This is a genomic window from Corallococcus sp. AB018 (assembly GCF_003986945.1).
In the GTDB taxonomy this organism is placed as follows: Bacteria; Myxococcota; Myxococcia; order Myxococcales; family Myxococcaceae; genus Corallococcus; species Corallococcus exiguus.
In genome coordinates this window covers 14,916-27,415 of the sequence record NZ_RAWR01000150.1, presented here as the reverse complement: position 1 = coordinate 27,415, position 12,500 = coordinate 14,916, and the positions used below count along the sequence as shown (strand labels likewise).

Here is a 12,500-nt window from a genome sequence, read left to right as displayed (position 1 = left end):
GCCGTCACGCAGGCCGCGCCCGCCCCCGAGCCTGCCAGCGCGAACCCGGGCGGCTGGAAGCCTCGCGTGGATCAGACCTTCCGCGAGCAGGTGGAGAACGCGGAGCGGGAGATCATCCAGCGGGTGCTCGCCCACACGCATGACAACGTGACGGAGGCGGCGCGGATCCTCGACCTGGAGCGGGGTCACTTCTACAAGAAGATGAAGGCCCTGGGCCTGCGCCGCGGACAGTCTGAATCGTAAATGCCTGCATTTGCTGCTCCTTTTTAGAGGTACTGCCCTCGCGGACCGCCCCGTGGCTGGTCCGTGTGCTCGCCGTGTGCTCGTCCGCCATTCCTGAAACCACCCGGAACCGGCCAACCTGCCGTGCCAGGTGCGCGACGTCGTCCGCCAGGTAGATGGCGGCCGTCACCTGGGGGGACGCGTGCCCCAACAGGCGCTGGGTGGCCACGAGGTCCCCGGTGGCCTGATGGACGAAGCTACCGAACTGCTTCCGGAGGCCGTGGAAGGTGAAGCCCGCCGGCAGCGTCACGCCAGCCCGGTTGGCGATGGAGCGCAGAAGCTTCGTCACATGCCAGCTCGTGTGGCGCATGCCGCCCTTCCGCGGTGCCGGGAAGACGAGTCCATCCCCTCCCCACGACGCGCTGCCTGTAGGCGTCCAGCTCTGGGCGGAGCTGCGGGTGGATGGGCACGAGCCGCTCCTTCGAACCCTTCGTCGTGCTCCTGGAGCAGCTTCGCCGGACGTGGATGACGCCGTGCTCCCCGGCGTCCCAGTCGATGTCCGACCACTTCAGGGCCCCCAACGGCGGGCGAGGGCACGGAGAGGTCCAGCTTCCAGACGCGCCCGAAGCGCTTCCCCAGGGGCCCACCCAGGACGATGGTCGTCAGCATCGGGAGGCGTCCGGGAAGGCGTCCAGCGGCGAGGCGGTGGAATTGACGCCTCCGGGAAAGTTCACCGCGTCCAAGTAGCGGACGAAGGTGCGCTTCCGGAGGACACGCGCGCCCAGCAGGTCGTTCAGGTCCCTCGCCATGGCGCCGATGGTGCCGGCGACGTTGGCGAGCGTCAGGGTGGGCCGGGGCAAGCGCCCCATGCCCGACCTGTCGAAGCCCTTCACCTGGATGGCCCAGGGCTCGTAGGCCATGCCCTGCCAGACGACGGGCCCGCAGAGGCCATTGGTCCCCGCGTGGAAGTGGCTGACGCCTCCGCTTGGCAGGTTGGTGGCGTCCAGGACGAAGAGCTCCACGAGGGCCCCCGCGTCCAGCCTCTGGATGTCTCTGGCGATGCTCACCCTGCCTCCTCCTGGAACGTCGCGGTGAAGTCGTAGGCGTTGAAGCCCTTCGCGACACGGTGCCACTCCTCGCACACGACGTGCGCCGCCAGTTCGCCCGCTCCGGTGAAGGTGAGCGCGGCCCCGGCGCCTGGCGCCACGGCGAAGGTGACGAGTCCCGAGGCGGAGAGCGTGTAGGCAGTCCCCTCCATCTGGACGACGCCCGCGACGTAGACGGCGGGCGGAGCCGTCCAGCCCGTGGCAGGCACCAGCAGCTCCGGCACCTCCGGGGAGAGCGGTCGCTGCAGGAGCCACTGCGTCCGGGCCCATCCCCTATCCCGAACGGCTGCGCGGTGACGGCCCAGGCCGTGTCCGGGGTGATGAACTCGAAGGCCTCGACGCCCGCGCGGGCGCGCAGGAAGGCCTCCAGGGTGTCCGCGTCTACTTTCGTGAGGCTGGAGAACTGGAGGGCCCAGCGGCGCAGGACGGGGTTGAGGCCGTCCAAGGAGCGCTGGGTGTAACCCTCGCCGAACTGAGCCTTGCGCACCCGGGGCACCGAGTCCGCCTGGGCCCCATAGTCCGGGGTGAAAGGGAAGCGCTCCATGCCTACCGCCTCCCGCCGAGAGTCAGCCTGCACATGCGGGCCACATTCGGCGGAGGCGCGGACAAAATCCGGCTGTGGTCGGCAAGTGGCCCGGCAGTTCGAGTCGGACGGGCGGAGTTCTTGCCCGGTAGTTCGGCTCCTCCGTCCCCCACTGGGCGTTGCGCGAACCGCTTGTCTATGAACGGACACCGCGCCGCGCAGTTCCCTGCCACTGTGCGATGACGAGCGCGCACGCTTCCCACCAGCCCTGCGGTTAACGCCGCGGGCGAGGGGAGCCCATGTCTAACCTGCGCGCGTTGCTGGTGTGCCTGCTGGCCAGCCTCTGGGGCGGGTGTGGAGCGGCCGTCATCCCGGCCACCGAGTGCAATCAGTCGGATAGCACGGTCTCCTGTTGCCTCAAGCGACACCCGGGCGCCTACGAGGCCTGTGGAGCCGACGCGCCCGCGGAGCGGATGCTCGGCGCGCGTGGGACGCGCATCGACAGCAAGACGCTGTGGCAGAAGGGGAGGGTCCGCCTCGATGTGGAGAACCCGGCGCCCGGCGTGCGCCCCGGACAGATCCACTTCCAGGATGCGCAGACGGGGGCGAAGTACCTGTACAACCCCGCGACGCGCAGCTTCACCAACGCGCCCCGCTGGGTGAACGAACTGCTGACAACGGACGCCAAGTTTGCCTCGTCCGTCCAGAAGGGGCTGTACTACCTGGGCGAGGTGGCCCTGTGAGGTTGAACGTGCTGATGCAGGCGTACCTGCGAAACGCCCAGGTCCAGGCGGTGCAGTCGCGCCCGCTCACCCCGAGGATGCAGGCGCTGCTCGATGAGGGTGTCGTCGGCAGGCATGGCCTCTGGGTGTGGCGGCGGCAGGCGCTGGAGGTCGCCCCGGCCATTCAGCCCACCTTCCCGGACGCCACCGGCTACGAGTGCTTCACGAACAAGGTGCACGTCGCCGACTTCGTGGGCTCCTTCGACGAGGAGCCGTGGGAGCGTCGGCTGCCGCTGAAAGAGCAGGTCGGCTACGGCCTCCGGCTCGCGCTGGAACTGCAGCGCGTGCTGCCAGCGGAGGAGCGTTTCACCACCATCCTCGGGTGCAGCAACGCCTGCACACTGCGCTTCCACCTCTCCCGGCCCGGGGAACGGTGGCTGGAGGAGGACCTGGAGAACTACCCGCGTGACGCCCTCCTGGAGCTTGGCAACCAGGACGACGTGAGAGGATGGGCTGCTCACCCATCTTGACGGGCAGGGCTGCGGCACCTCCCGCCTACCGCTCCCTGACGAAGGTGTACGTCATCCTGGCCAGGCGACATCTACTCCCACATCACCTGCGCAGTGGCGACGCGCCTCCAGCAGGACGGGGTGGACGTGCACGCGAAGGAGGACGCCCAGTCCGAGTCGTAAGCGCTCGGATGGACCGCTCCCTACTCTGGGGGCGGAGGCGCGGGGCGCTTGCGCCAGCCCTGAAGAATCCTCTCGGCGGCGGCGCGATAGAGCCAGTCCGCCCGGGCGAGCAGCACCTGCTCACCGCGCTTGATCCGGATCGCCATCCATATCGGCGGGCCCGGAACGAAGTGCGCATCCCCCGGGGTCCAGGCAAGCCCTCCCGTGGCCTTCACCACGCGGGAGACACAGGCGTCGAACTCCGCCGCGGGCAGCCAGCGCAGTTCCTCCAACACCCGGTCCGCCTCGAACCCCTTCAGCGGCGTGGGCTTGCCGGTGACGGCCTGAAGCGCCTGGGGGCCGCGCCTGTCGGGGATGAACGCCAGCGCGTGGGGCCGCAGGACGCAGACCCCGTCGACGTCCCCCACCTTCGCGGGGAGGAGGGCCACGTCCTCCAGCTGCTCGCCCGACCGAGCCGCCGCGCCGAGGAGGGGTGGCTGACGATGCAGCTCCAGCGAGAGCATCAACCCCAGGGCATCCCGCACGCTGCGCGCGCACAGCCGGCGGTCGCCCTTCACCACCAGGTCGAACTGGCTCCGGTCCAGGTGGACGCCGTCATCCAGGATCGAGTCCAGACGCACCGCCTGTGCCGCGCCGAACACGGGCGTCCAGAGGACCCGCTCGCTGGTGATCCGCACCCTGCCGGAGCGCAGCACGGACCACACCAGGGGGCCTCCCAGGGAGAGCCCCAGGAAGGCCATCCCCAACTCCCGGGCCCAGGGAAGACCAGAGGCCAGGAGGAGGATGAAGAGCAATGCGCCCAACGGCACCATCAGGAGAGGGAGAGAGGGCACGTTCATGCCGCCCATGCCCGGGCCCGGCTCCCTCGACCGGCCGTGGGCGGGCTCGAAGACGAGCACCTCGCCCTCTTTCAGCGCCTTGCTGACAGGCTGGCGAAGCAAGGCCTCCAACCGCGTCAGCGCCTCTTCGAGGCTCACGTCCGGAGGCGCGACCGTCAACGTGTCCAGCCGTTGCCGCGCGAGCCGGGTGAGGCGCTCGCGCCGCGCGGACAGCGCCCGGGCCTGCCGCAGGACGGGGACGTCCTCGGTCCACGCCTCCACCGCCGCGCGGCGGTGCACCCGCTCCAGCGCTTCCCGCACCCCTCTGTCCCCAGCCACGAGGGCCGACACCCGCTCCGGGTGCTTCAGGAACCGGCGCTTCCAGCCACGGGCCGACAGCACGGCCTCCAACTCGGCATGGGGGCGCAGCGCCCCGGAGATGAGCTCCGCGCCGCCCTCCAGGATCCGCTCGGCCTCCAGGCCGGATACAGCATGGTCGTTCAGGGAGGGAGTTGTGCGTGCGCGTTCGGGCATCACCGCCGGAACATACCCGGCACGCGCCCCCTGGGGATGGTCCGAGTCATGGTGTGCCCTCCCGGCCACTTGCCGCCAGCCGCGTTTGACGGCCGCGCGAGGCGTCTGGTCTATTGCGCCTCACGGGTGCCGAGGGGTGCCCGCCGCCCGGAAAGACGACGTCACCCTCGCTTCACCCGCTGTCGCCAGAGCCCCGATGAAGTCCTTCCACGGTCCCCCAACGGGTGAGGGCCAGCACGGAGGATTCGTCATGGGAACCGGCAGCACCCTCCCCGTCACGCTTCATGAGTACAAGGTCCGCGCGTCCCTGCTCCTCAAGGACCTGGACTCGTCCGACACGGCCCGCGCCACGCGCGCCGCGGAACGGATGCGCGCCCTGCCCTTCTTCGCGGCCCTGCCCCTGGGCGAGGTGCTCGCGCGCCGGGACGCCGTGCAGCACAAGCACGGGCTCGCCGTCGTCGCGCGCGAAGCAGGGCACACCACCTGGACGGAGCTGAAGCAGGCCCTGGAGGGCGGTGCGCGGGCGCTGGACACGCGCGCCTTCTTCCAGAAGGGCCTGAGCCCGTTCCTCAACCGGTGGTTCTCCACCTACGAGGAGGCATCGCGTTCACTCGACGCGCAGGGCGGCTTCCTCTTCCCCTTCCGCGAGCAGTGCTTCATCTGCGGGGCCGACTTCCTCCAGGCGCTGGGCATCGACTCGCGGGACGTGGACTGGGAGCGCATGGGCCGCGGCTGGGTGCGCCCGCGCGACCTTGCCGCGAAGGAGCGGCTGGAGGCGAAGCTCGTCTCGCTGGGCCTCGGAGGCAACCATGGCGTCCGGTGACGACTCGCGCGCGGCCCGCTCGGAACGCAAGCGCGCCTACAAGGAAGCGGAGGTGCCCATGGGCATCTACGCCATCCGCTGCCACGCCAACGGCAAGCTGTTCGTGGGCCACGCCCTCAACCTGACCGCGATGTTCAACCGCATCCGGTTCGAGTTCGCCCAGCGCATGCACCGCGTCCCCGAGCTGCAAGCGGACTGGGAGCGCCACGGCGAGGCAGCCTTCTCCTTTGAGGTGCTGGACAAGCTCCCACCTCGCGAGGAGCCCGGCGGCCCTCCGCCCGTGGAGGAGCTGAAGGTGCTGGAGGAGATGTGGCTGGAGCGCCTGAAGCCCTACGGCGACGCCGGCTACAACACGCCGCCCAGGACCTGACACGGTGGGTTCAACCGACCTCCGCGCCCAGGCGAATGGCGCTGTCCGGGAGCACCCCTGAGCACATCCAGCCTGCCGTGCCGGGTGCCCCGGCGCGGCGGGACGTGCGAGGATGGAGGCCCCACATGAGCACGAGCGCCGCCCCCATCCTCGGCATTGACTTCGGGACCACCAACACCGCGGCGGCCTTCTTCGACAAGGCGAACAAGCTGCGCGTGGTGCCCATCGCGGACAAGAGCCTCACCCTGCCCTCCATCGCGTGGTTCCACGCGGGCGACAAGGCCATCGTCGGCCCCGCGGCGCGGCGGCAGATCATCGACGACCCGCGCCACACCATCTTCGGCGCCAAGCGCTTCCTGGGCCGCCGCTTCCAGTCCGAGTACGTGGCGCGCCACCGCAACCGCTTCGCCTTCGAGCTGGTGGAGGGCCCGGACGGCTACACCGCCGTGGAGGTGTACGGGAAGGTGACGCCGCTCATCGACGTGGCGCACTTCATCCTCAAGCACCTCAACACGCTGGCCACGCACGCGGCCGGGGCCCCGTTCAAGGAGTGCGTGCTCACCGTGCCCGCGCACGCCACCATCCGCCAGCGCGAGGCCATCCGCCGCGCCGCGGAGAAGGCGGGCCTGAGCGTGCGTGCCATCGTCAACGAGCCCACCGCCGCGGCGCTCTACTACGCCAACCTGCGCAACCCCGAGCAGACGGTGATGGTGTTCGACCTGGGCGGCGGCACCTTCGACGTCACCCTCATGTCCGTGCAGAACCGCGTGGTGAAGGTGCTGGCCACCGGCGGCGACGCGTTCCTGGGCGGCGCCAACTTCGACGAAGCCATCGTGGAAACGCTGGTGGACGACTTCCAGAAGCAGCACGGCATCGACCTGCGCGGCAACAAGGTCGTGATGCAGCGCCTGGTGTTCGCCGCCGAGTCCGCGAAGATGGCGCTCTCCAGCGGCGCGTCCGTCCCCATCCGCATCCCCTGCATCACGCAGAAGGACGGCGCCTTCGTGGACTTCAACGTCACGCTCACCCGCGAGCGGATGGAGGCCATGGTGTTCCAGCTCATCGAGCGCACCGCCGCCGCGTGCGACGACGTGCTGGAGAAGGCGGGCCTGAAGCCGGACGCCATCGACGAGCTGGTGATGGTGGGCGGCCAGACGCGCATGCCCGCCATCCGCAAGCGCCTGGCCCACTTCAAGAAGCTGTCGTCGGACAAGGAAGTGCACCCGGAATTGGGCGTGGCCGTGGGCGCGGCCATCCTGGGGCGCAACCTGGCGCGCGGCATCAGCGGCCTGTCGGACGTGGTGCCCATGCCCATTGGCGCCATGGTGCCCGGCGGCGGCCAGCACGAGGTGCTCCCCGCCAACACGCCCGTGCCCGGCACTCGCTCCGTGGACCTGGAGCTGCCGCCCTGGCCCGGCCCCGTGCCGGTGGCCCTCTTCGAGGCGTTGGACCGGACCACCGTGGAGCGCGAGCTCCTGGGCACCGTGCGCATCGAACCGGACTGGCGCGTGGCCCACCCGGGCCCCACGACGCTGGAGCTGCGCATGGGGCCGGACTTCTCGCTCACCGCGAGCCTCGTCGCGAAGGATGGACAGCGGCAGCCGCTCACCATCAGCGACCCGAACGCGCCCCAACGCGCCTAGGGCGTGTCCGCGAATTAGAGCCAGAGGCGGATGGAGGCGATATGGACCATCGCCAGGTAGTTGGCGGCGCGCTTCTCATAGCGCGTCGCCACCCGCCGGTTCTGCTTCAAGCGATTGAAGAGACACTCCACCCGGCAGCGTTTGCGGTAGGCCGCGCGCCGGAAGGTGCGCTGCCGGGGCTGGTCCGAGCGAGTGGGGATGATGGCGTGCACCCCATGTTCGCGGCACCAGGCGCGGAGGCTGGGGTAGCTGTAGCCTTTGTCCGCCGCGAGGGCGTCGGGCAAGCGGCGTGGCGCCCCCGGTGAGTGCGCGCGCGGCACGCTGCCACCCGCCATCAGCGCCTTGAAGGCCTGCGTCTCATGGCGTTGGCCTGCCGTCAGCTCGAAGACGAGCGGCCGCCCCTGGCCCTCCGCCCGGACATGCAGCTTGGTCGAGAAGCCTCCCTGGCTGCGACCCAGCGCTTCAGCCTCCCCCCTTTTACCGGCGTGCCGCGTGCGCCGGCTGCGTGCTGGTGGGCGCGGATGACGCTGGCGTCCAGGAAGTGCAGCGTCCAGTCCAGGTGCTCATCCTCGTGCGCTTCGGCCTGCAACTGCCGCAGCACCCGCGCCCAGATGCCTGCCTCCTGCCAGCGGTAGAATCGGCTGCTGAGCGTCTTCCAACTGCCGAACTGCTCCCGAGGCACGTCGCGCCAGGGCGCTCCGGTGCGCAGCACCCAGAGGATTCCGTCGAGCACTTCGCGGTGGTCCTTGTTCGGTCGGCCCCGCGCGGGTTTCTGGGGCGGCAGCAGTCCTGCCAGCCGCTCCCATTGGGCGTCCGTCAGCTCTCCTCGGCTCATGCCCTCCTAACACCCGGCTCCCCTCGAACTATTTGCGGACACGTCCTAGAAGGCGTCAGGCCTTGGCCCGGACACCACGGTGCCCTTGAGCTGCTCCAGGAGCTGGCGGCTTTCGTCCAGCGCCTTCTGGCAGTGGGCGACGAGCGGCTCCATCCCGTCCAGCACCCGGGCGTCCGCGCGCTGCTCGATGTCCCAGCACAGCGACTCCAGCATGGCCGCGCCGAAGTAGGCCGCGTTGGACTTGAGCGTGTGCGCGGCGCGCGCCAGGTTCTCCAGCTCGCCACGCGCGAGCGCCCCCCGCGCGTCCTCCATCAGCCGGGGCATGCTCTCCAAAGCGGTGTCCACGAGCTCCGGGAGCATCCGCTCCACCTGCCCGTCCAGGGACTGCCACAGCCGCTCCAACGCGCCCGACTCCAGGCCCCGGATGCGCGGGGCCCCCATGCGCGGGCCCACTGGTGCACGGGTGGAGGGGGCGGCCCCGGGCTCGCGCTGCAGGCGCTCCCAGGCGCGGCGCAGCGCGGAGATGAGCTCCTCCACGCGGATGGGCTTGCTGAGGAAGTCGTCCATGCCCGCGTCCAGGCACTCGCGGCGGTCCGACGTCATCGCGTTGGCCGTCATGGCGATGATCCACGGCTGTTCGCCTAGGGGCATGTCCCTGCGCAGCTGGCGCGTCGTCGCCAGGCCGTCCAGCTCCGGCATCTGCACGTCCATCAGCACGACGTCGTAGCGCTTGCGCGCCAGGAGGTTCAGCCCTTCACGGCCGTTGTTCGCGGTGTCCGCCGGGTAGCCCAACCGGTCCAGCACCAGCAACGCCAGCTTCTGGTTGGTGGGGTTGTCCTCCACCAGCAGGATGCGCAGCGGCATCTGCTCGCCAGGGCGCGAGTTGAACACGGAGCGCTCGCGCGTGGCGGGCGCGGGCGTGACGGGCATGGGCCGGGCGGAGATGAGGTCCTGGGCCAGGCACGTCATCAGCGCGTCATGCAGCTGCGACGCCTTCACCGGCCGGGGCAGCACCGCCGTGAAGAGGCCGGGCGGCTGCGCGTCGCGCTGATCAAACGAGGTGAGCAGCAGGAGGGGTAGCTCGCGCGCGTCGCGCTGCTGGCGGATGTGCGCCGCCAGCGTGGGCCCGTCCATCAGCGGCATGCGGTGGTCCAGGATGGCCAGGTCGAAGCGGGCCCCGGACTCCAGCTTGGCCAGCGCCTCCGCGCCGGAGCCCACCTCCACGATGGCCATCCCCCACGCGGCCAGCTGGCGGCCCAGCAGCTTGCGGTTGATGGCGTTGTCGTCCACCACCAGCACGCGCCGGCCGTGCAGCTTCAGCGCGTCCGGACGCAGGGCCTCCGCGCCGCGCGGGGCCTCGCGCGCCTGGAAGGTGAAGTGGAACGTGGCGCCCTTGCCCGGCACGCCCTCGCTCTCCATCCACAGCCGCCCGCCCATCGCCTCCACCAGCCGCTTGCTGATGGCCAGCCCCAGCCCCGTGCCGCCGTAGCGGCGCGACACGGATTCGTCCAACTGGTTGAAGGGCTGGAAGAGGCCCGCGCGCGCGGCCTCGGTGATGCCCAGGCCGGTGTCCTGCACCGAGAAGTGCAATTCGAAGAGGCCGCCCGGCGCGAGCGGCTGGCGCGGCGTGTCCACGGAGATGGACACCCCGCCGCGCTCGGTGAACTTCACCGAGTTACCCACCAGGTTGAGCAGCACCTGCCGCAGGCGCGCGCCGTCGCCCACCACGCTGACGGGCGTCTCGTCCGTGACGTGGTAGCCCAGGTCCAGGGACTTCTCGCTCGCGCGCATGGCGAGCAGGTCCAGCACGGACTCCACGCACTGGCGCAGGTTGAAGGGCTGCTGCTCCAGTTCGACCCGGCCGGCTTCGATCTTGGAGAAGTCCAGCATGTCGTTGAGCAGCCCCAACAGCGCGTCCCCGCTCTGGCGGATGGTGGACGCGAAGTCGCGCTGCTCGGGCGTGAGCGCCGTGTCCATCAGCAGCCCCGCCATGCCGATGATGGCGTTCATCGGCGTGCGGATTTCGTGGCTCACGGTGGCCAGGAACAGGCTCTTGGCCTGGTTGGCGTCCTCGGCGGACTGGCGCGCCCGCTGGAGGTCGGTGACGTCGTGGTAGATGGCGATGAAGCCCATGGACTGGCCCGCCACCGTCACCGGCATGGCGCGCAGCTCCACGTCCACCACCGTGCCGTCCTTGCGCACGCGCTTGGTGACGACGTGCACGCGGTCCTTGCTCAGCACCTCGCGCGACGTCTCCTCGGCCTGAGGACGGATGTCGTCCACGTTGGCCACGAGCTTGAGGATGTTGCGGCCCAGCGCCTCCTGCGGCGCGTACCCGAAGAGCCGCTCCGCGGCGGGGTTCCAGGACAGCACCTCGAAGGCGCGGCTGATGGTGACGATGGCCACCGGGCTGTGGCGCACCACCGCCTCGAAGAACTCCTTCTGCTGCCGGAGGATGGACTCGGCCGCCAGGGCCGCGTCCAGGCCCCTCAGCAGCAGCAGCCAGCCGCCGTCCTGCGGCACCGCCTGCACCCGCACGGAGCGCACCGGGCCCACCGGGAGCTCCGTTTCCAGGGCAGCGTCGCCCGGAGAAGAGACCTGGGGGGGCGTCCAACCCGGCAGCACGCCCTCCACGGAGCGCCCCACCCACAGGTCGCGAGGGCCCAGCAGCGCCTCCGCGGCGCGGTTCACGGCCACGACCCGCAGGGTCGGGTCCAGGACGAGCACGCCGTCACGCGTGTGCTCGAACAAGGCCGGATACGCGCTGGGTGGCAGTTCGGGCAAACTTCCCCCTCCGTTCAAGAACTGTAGGTCAGTCGAGGCGCCAGTTCCATGTCATCCACGGAAAACCGTGGAGGTGGGCAGGCGCAGGCCTTTTCCCGGTGCTCCCGGGACGGCGATTCAGGGGGTTGGAAGGCCTGCCTGGCCATGCAGGGGGGCGGGATGTTTCGTTCCGTTTCCATGCGGCGGCGTGAGGTCACCCAGGGTGCTGGCGAGGACGCCCCGGGCGATGCGTGAGCGGGCCCATTGGCCGGGGGTCCAGGGGATCCATGCCATGGAGGAGGCCAGGGAGGACATTCCTGATGCAGGGTCCTCCAACGTCACACTTCGCGTGCGCACCTCATGCGCTGCGAGCGTGGGGCAGCCGGCGTCCGCCAGGTCGCGGTCGAGCGCGGCGGTGGCCTCATCCAGGGAGGGGGCCGCGAAGGACTCCAGCAGCCGCGCGTGGAAGGCGGTCTCCGTCAGGGCGATGCACCGGTTCGCCTCCGTCGCGCAGCCGCGGGCCTTCCGGGCCACGTCCGGGGGCGCGGCGAGTCCCGCGAACTGGGGAGCCGCTTGGAGCAGGGCGTTCATCCGGGCCGTCTGCTCGGCGGGCATGGGCGTCCAGTCCTCCGGGGGCGAAGGCATGGCGTCGTGCGCGAGCCGCTCGATGTCGAGCAGGTTGACGGCCAGCGAGCCGCCCACGAGCGAGTCCGTGCGCAGGCTCAGCCACGCCAGGTGGCGCACCTGCTGCGCGGCCTCCACCGGGTGGCCGGTCCTCAGGCCGTGGAGCATGCGGAACTTCGCCCAGCGCTGGAGGAGGAAGAGGTCGGGGACCTCACCGGCGGCCCAGTTGAAGCGGCCCTCGGCGCTCAGGGGGCTGCCGTTGAACAGGTCCCACCGGTCATAGGCCAGCAGCCGGACCATCCAGTCGAAGTCCAGGCGGGACACGTCGACCTTCGCGGTGAGCCACCGGCCCTGCTTCAGGTCCAGGGCCTCTTCGCGAAGCGACTCCGGAAGGACGAGTGGCGAGCCTTCCGGAGGGGGCCGCTTCAGGTCGCGCGACCAGGGCAGCCAGGCGTTGAGCAACAACCCCGCGTCCCCTTCCGTCCGGCCTTCGTGGAACCAGGGGTCGGCGCCCAGCATGGCCTCTTCGGCGCAGTAGGCGTCCACGTTCGCGGCCAGCGCTTCGCGGTGCAGACGCAGCGGGGTTTCGAACCTCCCCTGGAACCACGCCTCCACTGCCAGCAGGCCGGCACCGGCCAGTACGGCGAGCCCCGTCAGGGAAGCCACGGCGATGCGCCGGCGCCTGCCTGGCGCGACCCTGTCGGAGGACGTCATGGCGCGAATCCTAGAGGGCTTTTCCCAGAGCACCCAGGAAGTGTCCCGGGCCGCCGCGCCACTGTTTCAGGGCAGACGGCCAGCCAGCCCCCTGCCTCACTGGCCGTGACT

The 12,500-nt window shown here is 70.5% G+C and carries 11 protein-coding genes and 3 pseudogenes; 6 read left to right on the top strand and 8 right to left on the bottom strand.

The window, feature by feature from the left end; translation table 11 throughout:
* On the top strand, positions 1 to 243 hold a 243-nt coding region (locus D7Y11_RS27960; protein WP_306770468.1), incomplete at its 5' end, for a helix-turn-helix domain-containing protein.
* Positions 244 to 391: 148 nt separating this feature from the next.
* Here D7Y11_RS27960 and D7Y11_RS45380 read toward each other — a convergent pair.
* The 4 genes and pseudogenes from D7Y11_RS45380 to D7Y11_RS45375 form a co-directional block, all read right to left on the bottom strand.
* Positions 392 to 592 (bottom strand): annotated as a pseudogene (locus D7Y11_RS45380) (tyrosine-type recombinase/integrase); the annotation flags it as partial.
* Between the two features lie 292 nt (positions 593 to 884).
* A complete protein-coding gene (locus tag D7Y11_RS43430; RefSeq protein ID WP_158629011.1) occupies positions 885 to 1,289 on the bottom strand; it encodes a phage minor tail protein L in 405 nt (134 codons plus the stop codon).
* Positions 1,286 to 1,537: a hypothetical protein gene (locus D7Y11_RS43425; RefSeq protein ID WP_158629012.1), complete on the bottom strand. Its 252-nt coding sequence runs from the start codon at positions 1,535 to 1,537 to the stop codon at positions 1,286 to 1,288. Before D7Y11_RS43425 ends, D7Y11_RS43430 begins: the two co-directional genes overlap by 4 nt.
* Before the next feature lie 110 nt (positions 1,538 to 1,647).
* Positions 1,648 to 1,872: pseudogene (locus D7Y11_RS45375) on the bottom strand (phage tail protein); the annotation flags it as partial.
* A 278-nt stretch (positions 1,873 to 2,150) separates the two neighbouring features.
* On the opposite strand from D7Y11_RS45375, the gene D7Y11_RS27940 reads away from it, so the two are divergent.
* Entirely contained in the window at positions 2,151 to 2,594 is a 444-nt protein-coding gene (locus D7Y11_RS27940) for a hypothetical protein (RefSeq protein WP_121751887.1), read from the top strand.
* 2 nt (positions 2,595 to 2,596) lie between these two features.
* A complete protein-coding gene (locus D7Y11_RS27935) occupies positions 2,597 to 3,103 on the top strand; it encodes a hypothetical protein (RefSeq protein WP_120578856.1) in 507 nt (168 codons plus the stop codon).
* A 182-nt stretch (positions 3,104 to 3,285) separates the two neighbouring features.
* Here D7Y11_RS27935 and D7Y11_RS27930 read toward each other — a convergent pair whose 3' ends face one another.
* Positions 3,286 to 4,617 carry a hypothetical protein gene (locus D7Y11_RS27930; RefSeq protein WP_120578855.1) on the bottom strand — a complete coding sequence of 444 codons (1,332 nt, stop codon included), beginning with the start codon at positions 4,615 to 4,617 and terminating at the stop codon, positions 3,286 to 3,288.
* 250 nt (positions 4,618 to 4,867) lie between these two features.
* On the opposite strand from D7Y11_RS27930, the gene D7Y11_RS27925 reads away from it, so the two are divergent.
* The 3 genes from D7Y11_RS27925 (at position 4,868) to D7Y11_RS27915 (ending at position 7,453) form a co-directional block, all read left to right on the top strand.
* A complete protein-coding gene (locus tag D7Y11_RS27925) occupies positions 4,868 to 5,440 on the top strand; it encodes a hypothetical protein (protein WP_126935225.1) in 573 nt (190 codons plus the stop codon).
* Positions 5,427 to 5,810 carry a GIY-YIG nuclease family protein gene (locus tag D7Y11_RS27920; protein WP_126935224.1) on the top strand — a complete coding sequence of 128 codons (384 nt, stop codon included), beginning with the start codon at positions 5,427 to 5,429 and terminating at the stop codon, positions 5,808 to 5,810. The genes D7Y11_RS27925 and D7Y11_RS27920 overlap by 14 nt, the downstream gene beginning before the upstream one ends.
* Before the next feature lie 125 nt (positions 5,811 to 5,935).
* Complete coding sequence (locus tag D7Y11_RS27915; protein ID WP_126935223.1) at positions 5,936 to 7,453, top strand: Hsp70 family protein; 1,518 nt, start codon at positions 5,936 to 5,938, stop codon at positions 7,451 to 7,453.
* A 14-nt stretch (positions 7,454 to 7,467) separates the two neighbouring features.
* Here D7Y11_RS27915 and D7Y11_RS27910 read toward each other — a convergent pair.
* From D7Y11_RS27910 to D7Y11_RS27900, 3 genes and pseudogenes are all read right to left on the bottom strand, one after another.
* Positions 7,468 to 8,288, bottom strand: a pseudogene (locus tag D7Y11_RS27910) (IS5 family transposase).
* Between the two features lie 45 nt (positions 8,289 to 8,333).
* Complete coding sequence (locus tag D7Y11_RS27905; protein ID WP_126935222.1) at positions 8,334 to 11,072, bottom strand: response regulator; 2,739 nt, start codon at positions 11,070 to 11,072, stop codon at positions 8,334 to 8,336.
* A 117-nt stretch (positions 11,073 to 11,189) separates the two neighbouring features.
* A complete protein-coding gene (locus D7Y11_RS27900) occupies positions 11,190 to 12,389 on the bottom strand; it encodes a hypothetical protein (RefSeq protein ID WP_126935221.1) in 1,200 nt (399 codons plus the stop codon).
* Between the last annotated feature and the right edge of the window lie 111 nt (positions 12,390 to 12,500).

What these genes read in the sequence shown, in the direction of transcription:
- D7Y11_RS27940 (WP_121751887.1), top strand. Translation starts at nt 2,151, where the DNA reads ATGTCTAACCTGCGCGCGTTGCTGGTGTGCCTGCTGGCCAGCCTCTGG.
- D7Y11_RS27930 (WP_120578855.1), bottom strand. Translation starts at nt 4,617, where the DNA reads ATGCCCGAACGCGCACGCACAACTCCCTCCCTGAACGACCATGCTGTA.
- D7Y11_RS27925 (WP_126935225.1), top strand. Translation starts at nt 4,868, where the DNA reads ATGGGAACCGGCAGCACCCTCCCCGTCACGCTTCATGAGTACAAGGTC.
- D7Y11_RS27920 (WP_126935224.1), top strand. Translation starts at nt 5,427, where the DNA reads ATGGCGTCCGGTGACGACTCGCGCGCGGCCCGCTCGGAACGCAAGCGC.
- D7Y11_RS27915 (WP_126935223.1), top strand. Translation starts at nt 5,936, where the DNA reads ATGAGCACGAGCGCCGCCCCCATCCTCGGCATTGACTTCGGGACCACC.
- D7Y11_RS27900 (WP_126935221.1), bottom strand. Translation starts at nt 12,389, where the DNA reads ATGACGTCCTCCGACAGGGTCGCGCCAGGCAGGCGCCGGCGCATCGCC.